Source organism: Stanieria cyanosphaera PCC 7437, from assembly GCF_000317575.1.
Taxonomy (GTDB): domain Bacteria; phylum Cyanobacteriota; class Cyanobacteriia; order Cyanobacteriales; family Xenococcaceae; genus Stanieria; species Stanieria cyanosphaera.
Genome location: NC_019748.1, coordinates 791801 through 812941, shown reverse-complemented (window position 1 = coordinate 812941; position 21141 = coordinate 791801). Strand labels below are relative to the sequence as shown.

24 protein-coding genes are annotated in these 21141 nt (G+C 34.8%); 12 read left to right on the top strand and 12 right to left on the bottom strand.

The annotated features are described in order from the left end of the window. Positions 1-7 precede the first annotated feature (7 nt). Positions 8-544 carry a hypothetical protein gene (locus STA7437_RS03480; RefSeq protein WP_015191989.1) on the top strand — a complete coding sequence of 179 codons (537 nt, stop codon included), beginning with the start codon at positions 8-10 and terminating at the stop codon, positions 542-544. A gap of 84 nt (positions 545-628) precedes the next feature. Here STA7437_RS03480 and STA7437_RS03475 read toward each other — a convergent pair whose 3' ends face one another. The 3 genes from STA7437_RS03475 to STA7437_RS26445 form a co-directional block, all read right to left on the bottom strand. Further along, positions 629-1690, bottom strand: a complete 1062-nt coding sequence (locus STA7437_RS03475) for a coiled-coil domain-containing protein (RefSeq protein WP_015191988.1) — start codon at positions 1688-1690, stop codon at positions 629-631. Between the two features lie 20 nt (positions 1691-1710). After that, a complete protein-coding gene (locus tag STA7437_RS03470) occupies positions 1711-2691 on the bottom strand; it encodes a coiled-coil domain-containing protein (RefSeq protein ID WP_015191987.1) in 981 nt (326 codons plus the stop codon). Positions 2692-3571: 880 nt separating this feature from the next. Further along, the gene (locus STA7437_RS26445) at positions 3572-3724 is read right to left on the bottom strand and encodes a hypothetical protein (protein WP_015191985.1); all 153 of its coding nucleotides are present in this window, start codon (positions 3722-3724) and stop codon (positions 3572-3574) included. 64 nt (positions 3725-3788) lie between these two features. Between STA7437_RS26445 and STA7437_RS03460 the strand changes: the two genes are divergently transcribed. Continuing rightward, complete coding sequence (locus STA7437_RS03460; protein ID WP_015191984.1) at positions 3789-4202, top strand: nuclear transport factor 2 family protein; 414 nt, start codon at positions 3789-3791, stop codon at positions 4200-4202. Positions 4203-4420: 218 nt separating this feature from the next. Further along, positions 4421-5182 (top strand): TIGR00297 family protein, encoded by a 762-nt coding sequence (locus STA7437_RS03455; RefSeq protein WP_015191983.1) that lies wholly within the window; start codon positions 4421-4423, stop codon positions 5180-5182. On the opposite strand, the gene aat is transcribed toward STA7437_RS03455, so the two are convergent. After that, positions 5175-5750, bottom strand: a complete 576-nt coding sequence (gene aat / locus STA7437_RS03450; RefSeq protein ID WP_015191982.1) for a leucyl/phenylalanyl-tRNA--protein transferase — start codon at positions 5748-5750, stop codon at positions 5175-5177. The genes STA7437_RS03455 and aat overlap by 8 nt on opposite strands. A gap of 36 nt (positions 5751-5786) precedes the next feature. On the opposite strand from aat, the gene STA7437_RS03445 reads away from it, so the two are divergent. Next, the gene (locus STA7437_RS03445; protein WP_015191981.1) at positions 5787-6125 is read left to right on the top strand and encodes a hypothetical protein; all 339 of its coding nucleotides are present in this window, start codon (positions 5787-5789) and stop codon (positions 6123-6125) included. Between the two features lie 87 nt (positions 6126-6212). Here STA7437_RS03445 and STA7437_RS03440 read toward each other — a convergent pair whose 3' ends face one another. Continuing rightward, positions 6213-6857, bottom strand: coding sequence for a cofactor assembly of complex C subunit B (locus STA7437_RS03440; protein WP_015191980.1), 645 nt, complete (start codon positions 6855-6857; stop codon positions 6213-6215). Between the two features lie 34 nt (positions 6858-6891). Continuing rightward, complete coding sequence (rpaB, locus tag STA7437_RS03435; RefSeq protein WP_041619119.1) at positions 6892-7620, bottom strand: response regulator transcription factor RpaB; 729 nt, start codon at positions 7618-7620, stop codon at positions 6892-6894. A gap of 245 nt (positions 7621-7865) precedes the next feature. Here rpaB and radA point away from each other — a divergent pair, with 245 nt between their 5' ends. The 6 genes from radA (at position 7866) to ygfZ (ending at position 13405) form a co-directional block, all read left to right on the top strand. Next, a complete protein-coding gene (gene radA, locus STA7437_RS03430) occupies positions 7866-9383 on the top strand; it encodes a DNA repair protein RadA (protein WP_015191978.1) in 1518 nt (505 codons plus the stop codon). Positions 9384-9499: 116 nt separating this feature from the next. Beyond that, the gene (gene mnmE / locus STA7437_RS03425; RefSeq protein ID WP_015191977.1) at positions 9500-10876 is read left to right on the top strand and encodes a tRNA uridine-5-carboxymethylaminomethyl(34) synthesis GTPase MnmE; all 1377 of its coding nucleotides are present in this window, start codon (positions 9500-9502) and stop codon (positions 10874-10876) included. 31 nt (positions 10877-10907) lie between these two features. Further along, a complete protein-coding gene (locus tag STA7437_RS03420) occupies positions 10908-11348 on the top strand; it encodes a hypothetical protein (RefSeq protein WP_015191976.1) in 441 nt (146 codons plus the stop codon). A gap of 17 nt (positions 11349-11365) precedes the next feature. Further along, positions 11366-11719, top strand: coding sequence for a hypothetical protein (locus STA7437_RS03415; RefSeq protein WP_015191975.1), 354 nt, complete (start codon positions 11366-11368; stop codon positions 11717-11719). 172 nt (positions 11720-11891) lie between these two features. Next, positions 11892-12245, top strand: a complete 354-nt coding sequence (locus tag STA7437_RS26820; protein ID WP_015191974.1) for a hypothetical protein — start codon at positions 11892-11894, stop codon at positions 12243-12245. Positions 12246-12355: 110 nt separating this feature from the next. Beyond that, positions 12356-13405, top strand: a complete 1050-nt coding sequence (gene ygfZ / locus STA7437_RS03405; protein ID WP_015191973.1) for a CAF17-like 4Fe-4S cluster assembly/insertion protein YgfZ — start codon at positions 12356-12358, stop codon at positions 13403-13405. A 14-nt stretch (positions 13406-13419) separates the two neighbouring features. Here ygfZ and STA7437_RS03400 read toward each other — a convergent pair whose 3' ends face one another. The 5 genes from STA7437_RS03400 to STA7437_RS03380 form a co-directional block, all read right to left on the bottom strand. Beyond that, positions 13420-13608 carry a hypothetical protein gene (locus STA7437_RS03400; protein ID WP_041619115.1) on the bottom strand — a complete coding sequence of 63 codons (189 nt, stop codon included), beginning with the start codon at positions 13606-13608 and terminating at the stop codon, positions 13420-13422. A 90-nt stretch (positions 13609-13698) separates the two neighbouring features. Beyond that, positions 13699-14064: a cupin domain-containing protein gene (locus STA7437_RS03395; protein ID WP_015191972.1), complete on the bottom strand. Its 366-nt coding sequence runs from the start codon at positions 14062-14064 to the stop codon at positions 13699-13701. Positions 14065-14208: 144 nt separating this feature from the next. Then, on the bottom strand, positions 14209-14478 hold the full coding sequence (locus STA7437_RS03390; RefSeq protein ID WP_015191971.1) for a hypothetical protein: 270 nt from the start codon (positions 14476-14478) through the stop codon (positions 14209-14211). An 84-nt stretch (positions 14479-14562) separates the two neighbouring features. Further along, positions 14563-15480 carry an Hpt domain-containing protein gene (locus STA7437_RS03385; RefSeq protein WP_015191970.1) on the bottom strand — a complete coding sequence of 306 codons (918 nt, stop codon included), beginning with the start codon at positions 15478-15480 and terminating at the stop codon, positions 14563-14565. A gap of 54 nt (positions 15481-15534) precedes the next feature. Continuing rightward, entirely contained in the window at positions 15535-16230 is a 696-nt protein-coding gene (locus STA7437_RS03380) for an HAD-IA family hydrolase (RefSeq protein ID WP_015191969.1), read from the bottom strand. A 244-nt stretch (positions 16231-16474) separates the two neighbouring features. Between STA7437_RS03380 and STA7437_RS03375 the strand changes: the two genes are divergently transcribed. Continuing rightward, positions 16475-16864 (top strand): YraN family protein, encoded by a 390-nt coding sequence (locus STA7437_RS03375; RefSeq protein ID WP_015191968.1) that lies wholly within the window; start codon positions 16475-16477, stop codon positions 16862-16864. On the opposite strand, the gene purU is transcribed toward STA7437_RS03375, so the two are convergent. Further along, a complete protein-coding gene (gene purU, locus STA7437_RS03370; RefSeq protein WP_015191967.1) occupies positions 16861-17715 on the bottom strand; it encodes a formyltetrahydrofolate deformylase in 855 nt (284 codons plus the stop codon). The two genes, STA7437_RS03375 and purU, sit on opposite strands and share 4 nt — an antisense overlap. Positions 17716-17829: 114 nt before the next feature. Here purU and STA7437_RS03365 point away from each other — a divergent pair, with 114 nt between their 5' ends. After that, entirely contained in the window at positions 17830-21123 is a 3294-nt protein-coding gene (locus STA7437_RS03365; protein ID WP_015191966.1) for a hybrid sensor histidine kinase/response regulator, read from the top strand. Positions 21124-21141 lie beyond the last annotated feature (18 nt).

Below are 21141 nucleotides of genomic sequence, written 5' to 3'. Positions count from 1 at the left end.
TTAAATTATGAATCAACTGGCAGATAAAATATCAACATCTATGTCTTTTGAAGAAGCGATCGCTAATACTCAAGCTTTAATGATTCAGATTGAAGCTAATAGATTAAGCGATGAAGAAATTACCTCTGCAATAACTAACTTAATCAAAAATAAAGGTAGTGCTAGAGGTTTTTTTGTTGGTTATCTTACCAGTGATTTTTTGTTAGCGGATTTGCCTTGTTTAGGTATTATTCGTGGCTTAAAATCTGCTCCTGAAATTGTTAGTGAATTATTGATCAAAAATCTTGCTATGTCAGCAGCAATGAGTATTACTCATCGTCGTAATCATCAAGAGATAATGGCATTAGGTTCAGAAAAAGTTCTTCAACGTACTCTTAATTTAATTAAACAAATAAATCTTGAACAAATAAAAATAAGTTTACGTAAATTACAAATTAGTCTATGGACAGGAGAAGGAGATTATCAAAAATTTCTCAATCGTTGGGGATATGACCGAGAACAAAAACAAATAATTCAACAAGCTATTGATCAAGTTAATGATTGAAGGTTTTATTCAAGAAAAATAGGGATAAAAGTTCAATCTATCCCTACATTACCCCTAGAAAACTTTAATTAAATCAACATCTATTTATTTACTTTTTGGTTGATTTTTTATTTGTTCCAAAGCAATTTCTTTCATTGCTTCAAAAGACTTGCGATTAGATGTACCTTCAATAGCTTTAACCGCTAAATCTTGAACTTGTTTAAGAGCTAAGTCGAGTTGTTGGGACAGTTTATCAATTCTAAGTTCTTGATTATGAATTGTTTGTTCTAATGTTTGTATTCTTAACTGATAGTTTTTGGTTTGTCCCTCTATTTCTTTAGTTCGTAAATCTGCTTTAATTTTGGCTTGATAATTACCAATACCTTTCCCTTCTTCTTCGGCTTGTTTTATTTTTATTCTTAATTCTTCTTCAAAAGTAGCTACTTTGTTTTTAGCTTCAGTATATTCTTGTTCTTGTTGAGTGATAATTTCTTCTCGTTGTTGCCATTGTTTTTCTAATTGTAAACGAGCCGTAGTTAATTCTTGGTATAAATGTTTTTTTTGTTGTTCGTATTGTTCTTCATCTAAATCTCTTTGTAAATCTAAATTATATTGATATTCTTCTGCTTCTCTTTGTTTAGTTTTTTGATAATTTTCATTGCGTTCTTTAATAGTGCGAGTAAAAATTTCTTTTTCTTTAGCCCAAGCTTGTTTTAAAGATTCGATTTCTTGTTCAATATTTTCTTGCTGTTGAGTTAATTCTTCAACAAATTGTTTGGCACTGATTTGATAAGTTTTAATTAAATCATTAATAGTATCTTCATTTATCTCAGTTAATTGATATAGTTCCTCTAGTTGCTGTTTTTCTGTAAAAATCGATTCTTGTATAGTTTGAAATGAGATTGCTTCTGCTACTAATTGTTCAGAAAAACTACCAACTGAACTTCCAAAATCAGTTTGCAATTTTTCTAAAATTTTAATAGTTTGTTCCATATTTTTAGATGATAAGGTTGCTTTTGTTTGATTAATAGGATGATTTTCTTTAATAACAGCACTAGAATTACTAGTTGCTTTTTTTATTTCGGACTCTAATGCTTTTTTATCTTTTTCTAATATTTTATAGGCTTGCAAAATTTCAGCTTTAGTACTTTTAGAATTAATTGTCATAATTAATTACCTTTAATTGATTAATTAGCATTGCTTTGAAAAGCCTGGAGAGCTAAGTTTTGTGCTTGAGAATTAACTGTTTGCAGTTGAGTGGTTAATTCAGTTATCTGTTCAGTTTGTTTCTGAATCGTTGTTTCTAAAACTTGTATTTTGAGTTCGTATCCTTGTTGATTTGCTTCCCATTCTTTTTCAAGCAAATCAAGTTGAATTTTAGCTTTTCTGTCCGCTTCTTTAATTGCTTCTACTCTAGCTTTATTAGCTTCTTCTTTAATTTTATCTGCAAAAGTCGCTATTTTTTGTTGATTTGCTTCCCATTCCTTTTTATGTTCGGCTAAATTTTCTTCTCTTACCTGCCAATTTTGTTCTTTTTGTTGTGCTGTTTCGGCTAATTCTCTTTCTTGTTGACGTTTATCTTCTTGATAATCATCTCTTTCTATTTGTCTTTGCCTAGTAATTTCGTATTGATAATCAGCTTCTTCTTGCTGTCGTTTTTGTTTTAATAATTCTGCTACTTCTGTCACTTTTAAGCTAAATTCTTCTTGTTCTTTTGCCCATTGTTTTTTAATTTGGTTTATTTCTTTAGCTAAAGCTTCTTTTTGATTAGTTGCCTGAATTTGTATTTGTTGAATTTTTTCTTGATGTTCTTGTTTTAAAAGATGTAAAGCATCAGCAATTAATTTTATTTTACGTAGTTGTTCTAGTTTTTTTTGTTCAATTATAATAGCTTGTTTTAATTCGGTTAATTTATTAGATTCTCGGTTTAATTTACTAGTTAATTCATTAACGACACTACTAAAATCTAATTGTAATGCTGCCATGCCGTTAATAATATTATTAACTGTATATTCGTTGACTTGTGTTAAAAGTTTTTGATTAATAGTTTGTTGTAATTCTTCTTCTTTAGTCGCTACTTTGGTTTGTTGTTGTTGATATTCATTTAATAATTTGTTAAAGGCTACGAGAATTTTTTCTCTGCCTTCTTGCGATGCAGTTACGAGCATACTATTCTCCTGTTTGATAGCTGAAATTTATCTAACGCGTGAGATGAATCGTTAGTTTTTGATCATAAGTCTGAAATTAATTAGTTTGATTTTTTAATCAACTTGTTTTTATCTTAAAGCTAAGTTGATTTTTAAGTCAATAGCTAGAATAATTTTTTTTTAACGAGGGCAGAAGGATTTACTGGTGGAATGAGTATTAGCGCAGACAAGGGGTGTTACCAAGTTTGAGTCGAGTCTTTGGTGAGGTTCGTAGGTGAGAAATTAGCTTCACAGGTATATTTATTAGCGATCGCTATAACTCGCCAATTATAATACTATTTTACTAATTTAAAAATATGTAAAGGGAAACTAACGTAAGGATAATTATTGTAGCAATTAACTTAAAAAAAATAAGTAAAAATAGTAAATCTCATTAAACAATCTTTAATTTTTCTTGAAGGAAATTTTAAAATATTTTATCAAACCTATGTAAAAATTTTAAGCAGCCGATCAAAAAGAGTCAAACAATGTTAAATGGTTTTAAAAAGTTTATTTACCATCCAATTCTTTGTTATTTGCCTACCTTTTTAATAATAATGTTTTGTGTTTCTAGTTTAAGTAAACTTAGTCCGACCAACTGTTTATTTAACTCGATTCAAGAACAATGTTTGTTATATAATGATTTAAGTTTAATTGTTTATCATCCAATTTCTTTAAGTATTTATCTACTTGTCCTCTATACTTTTTATTATTTGTATTACAATATTATTACTGGAAAAAATATTGTAGGAAAATCTGTCAAGATTAGTTACGAAAAAATAATTAGTAACTTAAAAGTTAGAGATGAAAGCAAACAGGTATGGATTTTATTAATTAGTTATATTGTTATCTCAATTTTTTCTTATTGTGTTTTACCATACTTTATTTGTAAAAAGAAACTTGAAATATAGTAGTTATCAATTTCATAAAATATAATCAAAGCCCTTATTTTTGCTAATGGTTGGTCGCTACGCGCACTTTCGGTGAGGTTAATAGCTGATTGTTGATTATTCATCCCTCATAATTAGTAATTAATTATGTAAAAAGTAGTAAAATTTAGGCAAGATTTTTTTGTAATCATGGCACAAGTTTTACCGTTAGTCGCTTTTTTATTTTTATTTTTAGGGCAGATGAATTCAGAACAAGCTATTCAAGCAATGGTAGAAAGACAAGCTTATGCTTGGGAAAATGCTGATTCATCAGCTATTGTGCAAGATTTTGCTGAAAATGCTATTTTTATAGCTGCTGGAACTAAGTTTGAAGGAAAGGAAGTAATCAAACAAGCAGCCGAAGATTATTTTGAGCAATTTACTAACACAAAAGTAACAATTAAACGAATAATTATTGACGAATTTCAAGGTGCGGTAGAGTGGAATTGGAGCGATCGCAATAAAAAAACTGGTAAAAATTCTCAAGCAGAAGATGCAATTATTTTTGAACTAAAAGACGGAAAAATAGTTTATTGGCGCGAGTATATTGAAAAGAAAAGTTAATTGTGGATTAGTAATTTCCAAATTTAGATTTTCAACAAGTGCGGTCTCAGCGTAGCTCATACCAGGCAGCAAGATCATCAAAATCCTAATAGCACAAATGGTACAATTAAGAGTACAAGCTTAGGGTCTCAAAATTAATTTAGTACTAAAGAAGTTTAATCACAAAAAGTCTGTATATTTTATTAGGTGAATAAAAACATCTTGAAATTAGAGGACTAATGTTTTCTACAATTAATTGGTTCAATCCTTGGTTAGTAGCAGTAGGATTAAATAGTTTTTTAATCAGTTTTGCTTGGATTAGTCCGAAAAAATTACTTACTCCAATGGGTTACCTTCATGCTTGGATTTTAGGCGTGTTGGTTTGGGGAATATTGGGATGGCAAGGATATGTAATTGTCATGTTTTATTTCTTGGTTGGTTCGGCAGTCACTCGAATCGGCATGACTCAAAAAGAAGCAGCAGGAATAGCAGAAAAGCGTTCAGGAATGCGAGGACCAGAAAATGTTTGGGGTTCAGCTTTAATCGCCACAATTTGCGCTGTTACCACCTTATTTGTTAACTCTCTCTTACAAGAACTATTTTTATTAGGTTATGTAGCTAGTTTTAGTACCAAACTTTCCGATACTACTGCTAGTGAAGTGGGTAAAGCATATGGCAAACATACTTTCTTGATTACTACTTTAAAACCCGTACCAAAAGGCACAGAAGGCGCAGTAAGTTTAGAAGGAACTGTAGCTGGTATAGTTGGTTCATTAGCGATCGCGATTATTGCTTGGTTAGTCGGTACAATTGATGGGTTGGGAATTCTTTGGTGTGCGATCGCAGCTTTTCTAGCTACTACCATTGAAAGTTTGATCGGGGCAACTTGGCAATCAAATTGGTCGTGGTTAACCAATGAAATGGTTAATATTATTAATACCTTAATTGGAGCGATCGTAGCAATTTTATTAGCTTGGGGATGGAGTAATTTAATTAATTAAACTGACAAGGCAACCTTAAAGCTTGAGTTAATAAACGTTGATACTGTTTTAAGCTAATTACATACGAACCAAATCGTTCTAAATGAGGATTTTGTAATTGAGCATCAAAAAATAAATAACCTCGTTGGCGAAGATGTTGAACTAATTTTACCATCGCAACTTTTGAACCATCATCGATGCGATAAAACATCGACTCACCAATAAACATTCCTGCAATAGCCATCCCTAAAATTCCTCCAGCTAACTCGTTTCCTTGCCAAGTTTCAAAACTATATGCCCAACCAGCGTGATATAAAGCTAAATAAATTTCTTTTAACTCAGCAGAAATCCAAGTAGTTTCTCGATTGGCACATCCTTCACAAACAGCCTCAAAATCCCGATTAATTGCAACAGAAAACCTATTCTGATTAAGTACTGGTTGCAAAGATTTGGGATAGCGAAAACGATCATCAAGAGGAATTAAAGTACGCTGACGAGTAGAATACCAATTTAGCCCTTCCTCATCATCTGCCATCAGAAAGTAGCCTTGACTGTATCCTTCTATAATTGAAGAGATATTGAATAACATCTTTTTACCAGTGGTCAGTTATCAAATCAGTTACCAATGAGAGAAGAACCTCAACCTATTCCATCCATAGTTTTACCACCGATCCAAGACCCCGATAAAGAAGGAGAATGGTTAAAAAGCTCTTTACATAATTGGCTTGATCAAGAATTTATTCCTGAAGCAGTCAATGAAAAAATCGCCCAAAGAGCATCACAAATTTTTGTTAGGCAACGTCTAGAAGGAGAAAACGATCTTGGTGCGTTAGTAATTGCCATTGTTACTGAAATGCAAGCTTTTGATTTTAGTCAAAGTTTTTATGGTGAATTTGCGATCGCTAATGCAGTGAGCGATCTTATTTTAGACAGTTTAGGTATTGATCACTGTTGTGGCAATTAAAACAGTTACCAGTTACCAGTAATCAGTTACCAATCAACTATCAACAATTAACAATCCACAAAAACCATCACATTCGATTCTAATGTTTTAAACTTGATTCTTTAAGGTTTCTGCCAATTTATCCGCAATACCTTCAATCCATTTTTCATCTTGTTTGGTATAACTACGAGGAACATTCGCCCCCAAAATCAACACACCGCGATCGCCAATCGGTTGACAAATAACTCCTTGAGTATTTTCTGGTAAATAATCAAATTCAATTTTTCCAGGATAAAGATTCAGATTGACCAAATAAATCGACTTTTGGGTATCTAAGACTCTTTGTACGATCGCACCTGGTTTAACTTGAGAATTCTGCCCTAAAATACCTCTTCTTAACAAAGTTTGTCCTTGAGCATAAACTACCAGCGATCGCGTAACTGTATTAGTTAATAATAAATGGGAAGCCCATGCCAATTCAGTTTTAACTTCTGATGGCAAATGCTGGGCTAATTCAAAACCTTCTTGTCCAATTAAAGTAACGGCATCTGGCGATCGCGGTTGAATCTGCTGCCAAATTAAACCAACCAAAATTAGTACAGCACCTTCAATGATTCCCAAAGCATCAGATCTTGCCTGAGAGTCAGTTAACTGTACAGTTAATAAACGGTTGATTAGCAACAGTATCCCCGCCAACGCGCCAGCAAAGATCGGTAACAACCGTAAGACTCGATTTGGATCGGATTTACTCATCCTTTACCTATGACTGGTAGTGTGAATGGCTAATTCAGTCTTCTCCTGGTTCGAGAATACGTTGAAAAAGATAGCCCGTTCCCCTAGCAGTGAGAATCAATTCGGGATTGCTCGGATCGTCTTCTAATTTAGCTCTAAGACGCGAAATATGAACATCAACTACGCGAGTATCTACATGACGTTCGGGAGTATAACCCCAAACTTCTTGTAAAATTTCTGAACGGGAAAAAGGCTCACCAGAACGACTAACCAGTAATTCTAGCAAACTAAACTCCATTCCAGTGAGACGAATTCTTTCATCTCCCTTATATACCTGTCGTTTGTTGGTATCGATTTTGATCGAACCGATATGAATCACACCCGAACTAGGAATGCCTGGCGCACCATTTTTTTCAACTCGACGCAAAACAGAGCGAATTCGGGCTTCTAACTCCTTGGGAGAAAAGGGTTTGACGACATAATCATCTGCACCCAATTCTAAACCTGTAATGCGATCGGCGACATCTCCTAAAGCAGTTAACATGATAATAGGAATATCAGATTCTTTTCGCAATTCTTGACAAACACCATATCCGTCTAATTTGGGCATCATGACATCCAAAACGACAAGATCTGGTTCAGCAACGCGAAAAGTTTCTAGAGCTTCTTCTCCATCAGCAGCAGTTACCACGTCGTAACCAATCATGGACAACCGTGTTTCCAAAATACGACGGATGCTAGCTTCATCATCAACAACTAGAATTTTTTCTTTATGTGTTTCCAAGTTACTCCACACTCCTTCTTTAAATTAGATTACCGATCTGATCTATAAGTTAAATTTTGAGTACCTGTGTTTCTAGAATATCGCTTTCACGTTATTTAATTAGTCTGAGTGTGCATTTTATTATGCCAAAAATTGGCTTTTTTCAGATTTACTTTATTTTTGAGTCCGTTGAGGATTCTGTCACAGTTTTAAACATTAATTGACTATTGTTTGTAGTTTTCTTAATATTTTTTTTAAAAATCCTCATGGCTAAATCCCGACAAATTTATGTTTGTAGTGAGTGTGGTGCAGAATATACTCAATGGTATGGTTATTGTAAAGAGTGCGATTCCTACGGCACAATTTCTGAAGAACCGATTGAAATTAGTCCTACGACGGGAAATCGTGGAGGTTGGCAATCTGGAACTCGTTCTCAGGGTAGAGCAGATACTCCAGCCCAACCAAGAGTATCACTGAAATTTTCTCAGATCAATAACAATAACCAAGCTCGTTTTCCTTCAGGATATGGAGAGTTAGACAGGGTTTTGGGCGGGGGAATTGTTCCTGGTTCATTGGTGTTGATTGGAGGCGATCCTGGTATTGGTAAATCGACTTTATTATTACAAGTAGCTAATCAGTTATCGGTAAGCTTACCCCGTATTCTATATGTTTCTGCCGAAGAATCAGGACAACAGGTCAAATTACGAGCTTCTCGTTTGGGAGTAGGGGTAGTTGAAGAAGATGAACCCTTAGTGCATCAAAATGGTCATAACAAATCAAACAAAAAAGCAAAAACAAGAGAAGATATTGATGAAAATAATCTTTATGTAATGCCAGAAACAGATTTAGAAGAAATTCTTCGGGAATTAGAGTCATTAAAACCTCAAGTTGCAGTAATTGATAGTATTCAAACTCTTCATTTTGCCTCTCTTACTTCTGCACCTGGTTCAGTCGCCCAAGTGAGAGAATGTACCTCCGCTTTGATGCAAGTAGGGAAACGAGAGAATATTACCTTATTAATTGTTGGTCATGTTACCAAAGAAGGAGCGATCGCAGGGCCAAGAGTCTTAGAACATTTGGTCGATACTGTGTTGTATTTTGAAGGAGATCGTTACGCTTCTCATCGTCTGTTACGTTCAGTGAAAAATCGTTTTGGAGCAACTCATGAAATTGGTATCTTTGAAATGGCAGATAAGGGTTTAGTTGAAGTAGACAATCCTTCGGAACTGTTTTTAGGCAACCGAGATGAATTAGCCCCTGGTACTTCAACCATCGTTGCTTGTGAAGGAACTCGTCCGATTGTAGTAGAGTTGCAGGCGTTAGTTAGTCCGACTAGCTACACTTCTCCCCGTCGTTCGACGACAGGAGTAGATTACAATCGATTGCAGCAGATTTTAGCCGTCTTAGAAAAAAGAGTAGGCATTCCTCTTTCTAAACTCGATGCCTATGTCGCTTCGGCAGGAGGCTTAAATGTCGGTGAACCCGCAGCCGATTTAGGTATTGCGATCGCTATAGTTGCTAGTTTCCGCGATCGCATTGTTGATCCTCGCACGGTTTTAATTGGGGAAGTTGGTTTGGGTGGACAAGTTCGTTTAGTCTCCCAAATGGAGTTAAGACTTAAAGAAGCAGCTAAATTAGGTTTTAAACGAGCAATTGTGCCGAAAGGACAGAGTTTTCCCGATGATGTGGGTTTAGAAATTGTTCCGATTGGTAAAGTGATCGATGCGATTATTGCAGCTATTCCCTCGGAGAGGGGGATCAAGCAGGTAGCGGAAGAAGAATAAACAGTTACCAGTAGAGACGTTCCATGGAACGTCTGTACACCAGTTACCAGTTATCAGAAAGTAATAGGTAATACATAATAAGGTTTTAAATTTTCTGCCTTCTGCCTTCATAGCTTATGACAATTACAACAGGAAAAACTATTGTTGCGATCGCGACAGCCGTTGTGCCTCAACAGGGTAGCATTGGTATTGTGCGTCTTTCGGGAGAAGAAGCGGTAAATATTGCCCGCAATTTATTTGATGCGCCTGGTAAACAGTTATGGGAAAGTCATCGTCTTCTCTACGGTTATATTCGTCATCCTGACACTAAGGAATTAGTGGATGAAGCTTTGCTGTTATTGATGCTTGCGCCTCGTTCTTTTACTCGTGAAGATGTGGTTGAGTTTCACTGTCATGGTGGTATTATCCCTGTACAAGAAGTGTTAAAACTTTGTTTAGAACAGGGAGCAAGATTAGCTCAACCAGGAGAATTTACACTCAGGGCATTTTTAAACGGTCGAATTGATCTGACTCAAGCCGAAAGTATTGCAGAATTAGTAGGAGCGCAATCTCAAGCTGCTTCGGTGGTTGCTTTAGCAGGATTACAAGGTAAACTGGCTCATCCGATCCGTCAGTTACGAGCTACTTGTTTAGATATTTTGGCAGAAGTAGAAGCCAGAATTGATTTTGAAGAAGACTTACCACCCCTGAATGAAGACTTAATTCGGCAACAACTCAAAGATGTTTTACAACAAGTCAAAGATATCCTTGCCACTGCCAATCAAGGAGAATTACTCAGGAATGGAATCAAAGTAGCAATTGTAGGTCGTCCTAATGTGGGAAAATCAAGTTTACTCAATGCTTGGAGTAAATGCGATCGCGCTATTGTCACGGATTTGCCTGGAACTACCCGTGACGTAATTGAATCGAGTTTAGTAGCTGGTGGGATTCCGATTCAAGTTTTAGATACCGCAGGAATTAGAGATACGTTTGATACAGTGGAAAAAATTGGCGTAGAGCGATCGCAAAAAGCAGCCCAATCAGCCGATTTAGTTTTACTAACAGTTGATGCTGAAGCAGGATGGACGGAAGAAGATCAAAAGATTTATCTTCAAGTTAAACATCGTCCCCTAATTTTAGTTATTAATAAAGTCGATTTGGCTTCCCCAGAAACAATCATTTATCCTCAAGAAATCCAGCAGATTGTAACTACTTCTGCTGCTAATCAAGAAGGAATCGATCTCTTAGAAACCGCAATTCTAGCATCGGTGCAAACTGGCGAAACTACCGCAGCTAATTTAGAGCTAGCCATCAATCAAAGACAAGCAGCAGCTTTAACTCAAGCCAAACAATCCTTAGAACAAGTTCAAGAAACCATCAAAGCAAATTTGCCTTTAGATTTTTGGACAATTGATTTAAGAGGAGCAATTCAAGCTCTAGGCGAAATTACGGGAGAAGAAGTTACAGAATCAGTTCTAGACCGTATTTTTAGCCGATTTTGCATCGGGAAATAGAACCCGTAAAAATACAGCGTAGCAATGTACTATGCTTACTTTTAGAGATAATAATTTAAGATTGATGAAACCAAAATTTAAAACCGTACAGGCATGGGAACAAGCACAAATGCTGATGCAACCAGCCTTAATTAGAATTCTGGATAATATTCGCAAACAACTCGATAATTCGGCATGGAAGGGAGAATACAAAGAAGTGGTTGACCCTATCCCAGGTTATCATCTTTGTTTAACTAGTCAAGGAAAATTGATAGAAATTGATATTTGGGAACTGTGCTATCAAGTTTGTTTTCAGAATTATCTTACCTTACCCAATAACATTTTTAGTTCCTACGACCAAAGTAGTCATGAAGTAGAAATAGATACTCGTTTAATAGATGATACAGGTGAAGTTGATTGGCAATTTCTAGAAGCAAAAGCACAAAAATCAGTGAGACAAGTATTTGAAAACTTACCTGACCAGAAAATATAGTTGAACCAGATCAAATAGTGGCTGGAGTCTGCAATGTTACTCAAACAGCACAAGATATTTTTGCAGGGAGAGAAAATACTTTTGTAGTCAACGGGAGGGGTGGTGTTCCTCCTACACCTGTTGAACCAATTCCTTCTGAAATTTTAATTATTGATGGTCAATCTATAGAACCAAATGCTCAGGTGCAGAGAAAAACAGAAGCAGAGGAGAAAGCTTTACAAGAACAATATCCACCAATAATGACATCTCAAGGGGCAATTTATCCAGCACGGGGAATAGTAAAAAATCCTGATGGTACAGTAATTTTAACTGCTTATCCTACCGCTCATACTCAGCGTACTTTAAATAATTCTCCTAATTGTAGCAATTAAAATTTAATCTAAGGTGAGAGGTTTGCTCTTAAGTAATAAGTAGTAAGAAAAAAATCTTGACCGCTACAATTTGCTTTATTTCAATTAATAAAACAGGCTTCAGATTATCTATCCTCACAGACGATAAACTAAAAAAGTAGCTTTTCAACAAGAGCATAATATCAAGATAGCAATGACCACATCATCAAACACAGAAATTCAAGAGCTAAAAAATTTTATCAGCGATCGCTTTGTCCAACTAGACAGAAGAATTGATGATGTTAAAACTGAACTGAAATTAGAAATAGCTTCAAGTCAAGCTGAAATAAAAAAAGATATTAGCAATCTCGATTTAAAAATAGAAAGTGTCAAAGGTGATATTAAAGGACTATCAGAAAAAGTTGATGGTATAGATAAAAGAGTAAGTCTTTTAGAAACCAGAGTAAAAGATCAAGATACAAGGTTATGGACTTTTGTAGTGGGAATTTTCTTAGCTTTGTTTGGGTTATTAGCTAAAATGGTATTCTTTTCTTCTGGCAACCCTTAATTAATTTAGATTGTAGCAATTAAGGAATTAATCATAAAATTTTTTAAATAAAAGAAAGTATAAGCGATCGCATTAGATAATTAAACTAAAAGATTTAAATAAACAAAATTATGGAATTATTACGTCAAATTCAACAAGAAATGGGAGCTATTTTAGACTCAGAAACTCAGATACCTTTAAGTTTTGGTAACGATGAACGTGCTTTAATAGCTGCCAAAGAAGAAGTAGTTTTATGCGATCGCTCTAACTGGGGTTTACTCAAATTAACTGGAGAAGATAGATTACGCTATCTTCATAATCAAAGTACCAATAATTTTAATCAGCTTCAACCTGGACAAGGTTGCGATACTGTTTTTGTCACTTCTACAGCAAGAACTTTAGATTTAGCTACAGCTTATGTAACTGAAGATGCAGTTTTAGTTTTAGTTTCTCCTCAACGTCGTCAACAATTACTTGAATGGTTAGACAGGTTTATTTTTCCCTTTGACAAAGTAGAATTGAGTGATATTTCTACTGAGTATGCTGTCTTTAATTTAATTGGTAAACAAAGCGATGATTTTCTAACCAAATTAGGACTTCAATCTGTTATTAATCAACCAGAAAATAGCCATCAATTAGTTAACTTTGATAATAATATCATTAGAATTGCCATCGGTAATGGTTTAGCTTTACCTGGATATACGTTAATTATTCCTGTTGCTGAAGCTGCTGCTTGCTGGTCTAAATTAATTACAATCGGTGTAACTCCGATAGGCGATCGCGTTTGGTCACAATTACGAATTTTACAAGGAAGACCAATTCCCGATCAAGAATTAACAGAAGATTATAATCCTTTAGAAGCAGGTTTATGGCACGCTATTTCTTTTGAAAAAGGTTGTTATATTGGGCAAGAAACTATTGCTCGTTTAAATACCTATAAAGGTGTAAAACAACAACTTTGGGGTATAAAATTAACCGCACCAGTTAATCCAGGAACTCTTTTAATATTAGAAGGAAATAAAGTTGGAATTTTAACTAGCTGTACAAACACTTCTGAAGGTAATTTTGGGTTAGCTTATCTTCGTACTAAAGCAGGAGGAATAGGTTTACAAGTTCAAGTAGAAGATGCTAAAGGAGAAATTATTGCTTTACCTTGTTTGACTCATGAATATTATTCATAACCGATATAATTTTGCTAATTAACATTAACAATGCAGTCTTTTAGACTGGGTATATCTACCAATGAGCGTAGAAAAATTCCACGCCCTCCATTTAAATCTCTGTCCATAGCAACTCCTCTACTATCTTTGATTAGTTTTTTACCACCAAGGTTATGAACAATTTCACCAGTCCAACTTACTGTTTTACTGGTAGATGAGATCAAATCCGTTTAATTAATACTAAAGAGGTTGTCTCCTGACGGGGCATAACCAAAGTAGGGGCAAGGCACTGCGAGAACCCCTACTGTTCACTGTTAACTAGAAAAAACCGTTTCGTCTTCTTTTCGCCAAGCTGGATCGACAATACAGATAAAAATTAAAGGTTCATCACCGCAATTATGAATGTATTGTTTGGCATTGGGAGGAATATACACTGCATCTCCAGCTTCTACCAGTTGAGTTTCGTCCTCAATGTGCATTTCTCCTTTACCACTGAGGAGATAATAGACTTCTGAAGTTGTTAAAGCGTGGGGAATAGAAGTTTGTCCCACAGGAACAATTGCATGAGCTAAACTGTAGCGTAATTCTATCGGTTGCTTATCTGGATGTAATAACTCTCGCAGACGAGTACCATCGCCAGCGATAAATTCTTCCATTTGATTGAGTTTTTGTACCAGCATAATATCAAGTTCGATTGAATAGCGAAAATTAACTTCAAGGAAAGTAAAGAAGGTAGAGTTAGTCGAGGAAGTAGAGAAAGAAAAAAACAACTCTCGCAACTATCTTTGACACTACTAACTAATTAAACAAACCTAAGATAATTATCAATCCGAACGGAAGTCAGAGCAATCAATTGCTTGTTCTGTATTAGCAATTTGAGGTTGAATGGTACATTTTAAACGATGGTCGTTAGTAAAGAAACGACATTGAGTACATGGAATCTGATGCATTTGTTTAGCTCGTGCTACAGCATCTAATCCAAAATTCACTAAACTTAAGCCGATCAAAGTAATTAAAGTGCAAGGCAACAAGAAGCGGAGTAGAAGAATCCCTGACTCGCTTGCCTCAACTAAGATATTTAATAGTTGAAACACAGCCAATTCTAATTTAGCAATTTATTTATAAGTATTTATTATGACACATATTAGCTGTGGTAACTATCTGTTTCTGATTTGAAGTTATTTTTTATCTAAAATTTGACTAGAAAGTATTTTAATAATTTGAGCTATTTGTTGTTTATTAAAAGATTTAAGAATTGCGATCGCAGCAGCTTGAGGTTCTACAGGAATAGTTATTTGAGCAACATTACCAGGAGGAACTGTCTTCGTAGCAGTGGCAGCTAATTGTTTAAGATTATTACTAGGGACAATTTGCTCTCCTTGTCCACTATGAAGAAGATCACCACAGAGTTTTAATTCTTTAATAACAATTTGAGCAACAGTATTATAAGGATATTTAGTATTCGCCAGTGCTACAGTAGCGGTTTTGACCAGATTTTGCCAATTGGTTTGTTCAGGAGCTAATCTTCCTAAATTTTGACATAATTTTTGCAGTTGTTGCCGATTTGTTGGACTATCGGGTTGCTTAAATAACAACAGCATTTCTTTAAGAGTTTCTTTGACTTCTTCAGCAATATTGATTGAAGCTTCTGAAGTAGTTATTCCCGATTGATTTCCTGCCAATAATTCTTTTAAATAGTTTTGCAATAAAGTAAAATTGGACTCCGCTTGTTCGAGGATTTCTAAAGCATCTTCGTCACGAAAATTAGGAGAACTTTCTAGTCTTTCGATTAAATCTTGTAAATAATCATATCCTGTCAAAAAAAGAGATTCTAGTTTTTGATCGACATCGACAGGATGTTCCCGCAACACTTTAAAAGAATCTTCTAGACGATGAGCAGTTTTTTGAATAGTGCTATATCCCAACATCGCTGCACCACCTTTAACTGAGTGAGCAGCACGAAACATTTCATTAACCATTTCCGTATCTTTAACCGCAGTGGATAATTGTAAAATCCCCTGTTCTAAAGTTTGCAGATGTTCTTTTGCTTCTTCAATAAAATAGCCTAAAATTCTCTGTTGACTTGCCGTATCCAAGATTATTTCCCCCTCATTCAACCATAATTGAATTTAAATTATTTAAACACAAGTTTATCCCAGACGATTTAAATTGGGTAGTTGGTTTTTACGGACTGATAATTCCTCGGATCGGTTCAACCAAAATGCTTTCATGCCAATTTGATTAGCACCTTGATAATCTTCTGTAAAACTATCACCAATATGCCAAGCTTGTTGAGGCAAACAATTATGTTTAGATAAAGCAGTCAAAAAGATTTTAGGATCTGGTTTAGCTGCACCAACCAAACTAGAAATTGTGGTTGTTTTAAAAAATGTTTTTAAATTTAATAATTCAATTACCTGTTCTATTCGAGTATCAAAATTAGAAATAATTCCTAACTCTACACCTCGCTTTTGCCATTTTTGTAAGGTTGGTAATACATCTGGATAGATATACCAAGGTTGTTCGGTAGCAAAATAATGATAAAGTTCGGCAAAAAAAGCGTCAAAATTATTAAACTGCTCTAAAACACCAACTTGAGTAAAAGTTGATTTTGCGATCGCATACCACCAATTATATTCTTGTTGGCTTAGTTCTGGTAATGACGCATTAGTAAAAATAGGTGGTGGTGCTGTTTTAAAGCTATTTAAAAAAGCGATATTTAAATCGGTAGGATTAGTTTTTACTCCAAAATTAAGAGCGATTTGGTGATAAACTTCTCCTACACTTCCTTTTACTCCAAATAAAGTTCCTACTGCATCAAAAAAAATTACTTTTGGTTGTGTCATTTTAGTTACCAGTTATCAGTTATCAGTCACCAGTTATTAGTTACTTTTTATCTCTTGCCTAATAATAAGGTATAGTCTATCAAGCACGAAAACTGCTGTAAATCATGATAATTGATGATGAATATTTTTGTTTTTTGTTAATTGTTTATCTATAGCATTAACACAGATAATTTAGCGTTCGTAGATAGTTGATTATTAATAGTTTATAAGTTATTATTTTAAACTAATTATCTTAAATTTATTAATGAATAAAATTGGTGAATTAGGAGAAAAATTTGTTGCTCAATGGTTAGAAACCCAGGGTTATCAATTGTATCATCATCGTTGGCGTTGTCGTTGGGGAGAAATAGATCTAATTTTTTTAGAAAAGATCACTAGTATTTTAGTATTTGTAGAAGTCAAAACCCGTAGCCAAAAAAATTGGGATGCTAATGGATTATTAGCGATTAATCATCAGAAACAACACAAACTTTTTTTGAGTGCTGAATTATTTTTAGCAGAACATCCTCAGTTAATTAATTGTCCCTGTCGTTTTGATGTCGCATTAGTTAGCTATCAACAAAAAATAGGACAAGCAAACAAATTTATTTTTACTCTACAAGATTATATCCAAGCTGCTTTTGATTTTTATTAGCTAAAAACCACAGTACGATTACCATAAACTAAAACTCGATTTTGTAAATGCAATCTCACAGCACGAGACAAAACTAATCGTTCTAAATCCTTACCTTTACGAATCAAATCTGCCACAGTATCACGATGACTAACTCGAACTACTTCTTGTTCAATAATAGGTCCTTCATCTAAATCGGCAGTGACATAATGAGCAGTTGCGCCAATAATTTTTACTCCCCTTTCATAAGCGCGTTGATAAGGATTTGCTCCAGGAAAAGCTGGTAAAAATGAATGATGAATATTAATAATATTGGGAAACTTAGCCACAAAATCGGCACTAAGAATTTGCAGATATTTTGCTAAGACAATTAAATCTATTTGATATTTTTGAAGTAACTCTAACTCTTTAGCTTCTTGTTCTAATTTATTATCTTTAGTAATCGGAAATTGATAAAAATCTAGCTTAAATTGTTGAGCAATAGATTCTAAATGAGCATGATTACTAATTATTAATGCTATTTGAGCAGGAAGTTCTTGAGCTTGATGTCGCCAGAGTAAATCTAATAAACAATGATCCTGCTTAGTAACCCAAATTGCAATCCGAGGAATAGTATCAGAAAAATGTAATTGCCAGCTTGCTTCAATGGGTTTTGCGATCGCAGCAAAAGCTGTATCAATTACGTCTCTGGGTAACAAAAAACCTTCAAGCTGCCATTCAATCCTAATTAAAAATAAACCTGCCGTAAAATCTGTATGTTGATCGGCATGAATAATATTGCCACCATTAGAATAAATAAAATTCGCAATTTTTGCTACTAATCCAGGGCGATCAGGACAAGAAACAAGCAAGGTTGCAGTAGGAGAAGTCATATAATAATTAAAATCATCCTTGAACAGAAGTCCATTTACGGAAATTAATTTGACGCTCCAATTTTAGAAAAACTAGAATCATATAAAGTAACGTAATTTTTATATTAATTCATTATGACTGGTAAGGCTTATCTTACCAACGTTTTTATTAGATTTCAGAATTCTTTAGCATCGGTTAAGCTTAAGCAAATCGAAAAGAGAAAACTTATGAATAATCAAGACCAGCCTATAGAACTTAATGACCTCTGGGATGATGAATTAATAGATTTATTTGATGATACTGAAAATATGAGGCAAGATGAGAAATCTGCTTCAATCAATGTTGCTGAGTCTGAAGATTATTGGTCGACAACTTCGGACTTGCCAGAAGAATCTTCTCTGACTAACCAATCAGAATTAAGCTCAGAACCATTAGCCTTTCATGACTTAGATTTGGATGAAGAATTATGCGATCTAAAGGCTGACAGCAACCCTAGCGAATCAAATATCAATAAAATTGAACAAGATTCTTCCCCTATATTAAATCAAGCTAATATCGATTTAAATTTAGAGGATTTAGATTTAGCTGAAAATAATTTATTAGAACTAAATAACCAGTTAGATTGGCAGGATTTAGAACCAGAATTTTCGCTTACACCAGCATCATCAACTGAACAATTTAAAGATTTAGAACTTCAGTTAAATATTGAGTCAGATCTGAAAGAATTAGAGCAATTTAATGAGTTAGAAGAACTACTAGAATTAGACAATAATAATCAAGAAATAATCGTTGCTCATAATTTAGACGACTTAGAAGGTATTTTTGAAGAATCATTACCTACCAACACTTTAGGTGAACTAGACGATTTACTTGAGCCATCTATTGCCAACAGCTACGAACCTCAAATTGGTTCTTTTGCGCAATCTGCACCACAGGTGCATTCGAGGTCGCAAAATAATCAAACTTTCGATCAAACAATGCGGGTATCAGTTAGAAAACTAGACAGCCTCAACAATATGATTGGAGAGTTAGTAGTAAAACGTAACCGCTTAGAAGAAGACCAAGAACGTTTGCGTCTTTTCTTGGATAATTTGTTAAATCATATTCAATCTCTAGGGGATGTCGGTGCAAGAATGCACGACTTATACGAAAAATCCCTTCTAGAAGGTGCGTTGTTGGCTAGTCGTCAGCAAAATCAGTCCACTAAAGCTTTCTCTCGCAGGACTCAATCTGGTTTTCTCAATTCTAACTCTGAGCAAGAAAATAACAGCGACGATGAACTCAGTGCTTTAGAAATGGATCGTTTTACTGGGTTTCACTTACTTTCCCAAGACATTGTTGAATTAATTGTCCGTATTCGTGAAGCATCTTCTGATATTCAATTTGTGGTTGACGAAACCGATAAAGTAACTCAATCATTGCGACAAGTTACAATTCAACTACAAGAAGGAATCAATTCCTCGCGGATGACTCCATTTGGTCAAACCGCAGACCGTCTACCAAGAGCAGTACGCAACATTTCCCATCAGTTAAAAAAACAAGTCGAACTAGAAATAGAAGGTAAAGAAGTCTTAATTGACAAAATGATTGTTGAGCATCTTTATAACCCGATGACTCACTTAGTTAATAATGCTATTACGCACGGAATTGAATCTCCTCAAGAAAGAATTTTACAAGGAAAACCAGCAACGGGGAAAATTAAAATTCGTGCTTTTATTCAAGGAAATCAAACAGTAATTTCTGTCTCAGATGATGGGGCTGGGATTGATTCTGAACGAGTCAAAGCCAAAGCAGTTGAAAAAAATCTTTTAACTTGGGCGCAAGCACAAAACCTATCTCAACAAGAAGTATACGATTTGCTATTCCATGCTGGGTTTAGTACCAAAGACAAAGCTGACGACTTTGCTGGACGAGGCGTGGGTATGGACGTAGTTATTACCGACCTCAAAAAAATTCGCGGTACGATTAACATCGAATCAGAACTTGGTAAAGGAACTACTTTCACAATTCGTTTACCCTTAGTTCTCAGTATTTGTAAAGCTCTTACTTGTAGTTACAACAATACTAGAATTGCTTTTCCTATCGATGGAGTAGAAGAAGCTAAAGAATATCCTCTTAACGAAATTCCAACCAATAGCAATGGAGTCAAATGTATTAGCTGGAATAATACTTTATTACCTTTTCAATCTTTATCTAACTTGTTGTCCTACAATCGTCAACTTAGTAGAACAAATATTTACGGTGGCAGTCAAACCGACGAAGATACTGTTTCTGTAATTGTTTTACATAGTGGTGATCATTTATTGGCGGTTCAAGTAGACCAAGTTCTAGGAGAACAAGAAATAGTTATCAAACAAATTGAAGGACCAGTACCCAAACCAGCAGGGATTGCTGGAGCAACTGTATTAGGCGATGGGACAATTATTCCCATTGGCGATGTTTTAGAACTAATTGAAATTGCTCAAGGTAAAAGAACTACAGAAATTGGACTTAATCTCTGGCAAACTCAGACCGAAAAATTTCAAATACCTACTGAACCAGTCAGAAGTGAACCCTTGGTACTGGTGGTTGACGACTCAATTACCGTCCGAGAATTGCTTACTCTTAGTTTCAATAAATTAGGTTATCGTGTCGAACAAGCTAGAGATGGTCAAGAAGGCTGGGATAAACTTCGTAATGGTTTACCTTGTGACATGATTTTCTGTGACATCGAAATGCCCAGAATGAATGGATTAGAATTGCTTTCTAATTTACAAAAAGATGAAAAACTTAATTTAATTCCTGTGGCAATGCTGACCTCTCGCGGTGCAGAAAAACATCGAAAATTAGCTACAGATTTAGGAGCAAAAGCTTATTTAACTAAGCCTTATACCGAAAAAGAATTGATGGATGTGGCTCAACGTTTGATTGAAATTAATCGAGCTAATCAAGCTGCCAATTCGATGGTGGTCAACTCTAAATCTACTGGTATTAGTTCATCTGAGCCATTAACCAAAGCAGAAAGAACTCAACCAATCGTTTTAATTATTGATGATTCGGTAACAGTTAGAGAATTATTATCAATGACTTTCAAAAAAGCTGGTTTTCAAGTGGAACAAGCTAGAGATGGTCAAGAAGCATGGGATAAATTACAAGCTGGATTGGATTGCGATTTAGCTTTTTGTGACATAGAAATGCCGAGACTTAATGGTTTAGAGTTATTAGCTCGTTTGCAAGAAGACGAAAAACTTTCTGCTTTACCTGTGGCTATGTTAACTTCTCGCGGAGCGCAAAAGATGCGTAATATTGCTGCCAAAAGAGGAGCAAAAGGTTATTTTGTTAAACCCTATGTAGAAGATGCTTTATTAGACGCTGCGTACAAAATGATCAACGGAGAAATATTACTTGAAAATATTAATTTAGATAATCTCGAACCCGCAGAACATTAAGTCTGACTGTAGTAATTG

Coding starts and splice junctions, on each gene's coding strand:
- STA7437_RS03480 (WP_015191989.1), top strand. CDS start 8: ATGAATCAACTGGCAGATAAAATATCAACATCTATGTCTTTTGAAGAA.
- STA7437_RS03475 (WP_015191988.1), bottom strand. CDS start 1,690: ATGACAATTAATTCTAAAAGTACTAAAGCTGAAATTTTGCAAGCCTAT.
- STA7437_RS03470 (WP_015191987.1), bottom strand. CDS start 2,691: ATGCTCGTAACTGCATCGCAAGAAGGCAGAGAAAAAATTCTCGTAGCC.
- STA7437_RS26445 (WP_015191985.1), bottom strand. CDS start 3,724: ATGAATAATCAACAATCAGCTATTAACCTCACCGAAAGTGCGCGTAGC.
- STA7437_RS03460 (WP_015191984.1), top strand. CDS start 3,789: ATGGCACAAGTTTTACCGTTAGTCGCTTTTTTATTTTTATTTTTAGGG.
- STA7437_RS03455 (WP_015191983.1), top strand. CDS start 4,421: ATGTTTTCTACAATTAATTGGTTCAATCCTTGGTTAGTAGCAGTAGGA.
- aat (WP_015191982.1), bottom strand. CDS start 5,750: ATGTTATTCAATATCTCTTCAATTATAGAAGGATACAGTCAAGGCTAC.
- STA7437_RS03445 (WP_015191981.1), top strand. CDS start 5,787: ATGAGAGAAGAACCTCAACCTATTCCATCCATAGTTTTACCACCGATC.
- STA7437_RS03440 (WP_015191980.1), bottom strand. CDS start 6,857: ATGAGTAAATCCGATCCAAATCGAGTCTTACGGTTGTTACCGATCTTT.
- radA (WP_015191978.1), top strand. CDS start 7,866: ATGGCTAAATCCCGACAAATTTATGTTTGTAGTGAGTGTGGTGCAGAA.
- mnmE (WP_015191977.1), top strand. CDS start 9,500: ATGACAATTACAACAGGAAAAACTATTGTTGCGATCGCGACAGCCGTT.
- STA7437_RS03420 (WP_015191976.1), top strand. CDS start 10,908: ATGCTTACTTTTAGAGATAATAATTTAAGATTGATGAAACCAAAATTT.
- STA7437_RS26820 (WP_015191974.1), top strand. CDS start 11,892: ATGACCACATCATCAAACACAGAAATTCAAGAGCTAAAAAATTTTATC.
- ygfZ (WP_015191973.1), top strand. CDS start 12,356: ATGGAATTATTACGTCAAATTCAACAAGAAATGGGAGCTATTTTAGAC.
- STA7437_RS03395 (WP_015191972.1), bottom strand. CDS start 14,064: ATGCTGGTACAAAAACTCAATCAAATGGAAGAATTTATCGCTGGCGAT.
- STA7437_RS03380 (WP_015191969.1), bottom strand. CDS start 16,230: ATGACACAACCAAAAGTAATTTTTTTTGATGCAGTAGGAACTTTATTT.
- STA7437_RS03375 (WP_015191968.1), top strand. CDS start 16,475: ATGAATAAAATTGGTGAATTAGGAGAAAAATTTGTTGCTCAATGGTTA.
- purU (WP_015191967.1), bottom strand. CDS start 17,715: ATGACTTCTCCTACTGCAACCTTGCTTGTTTCTTGTCCTGATCGCCCT.
- STA7437_RS03365 (WP_015191966.1), top strand. CDS start 17,830: ATGACTGGTAAGGCTTATCTTACCAACGTTTTTATTAGATTTCAGAAT.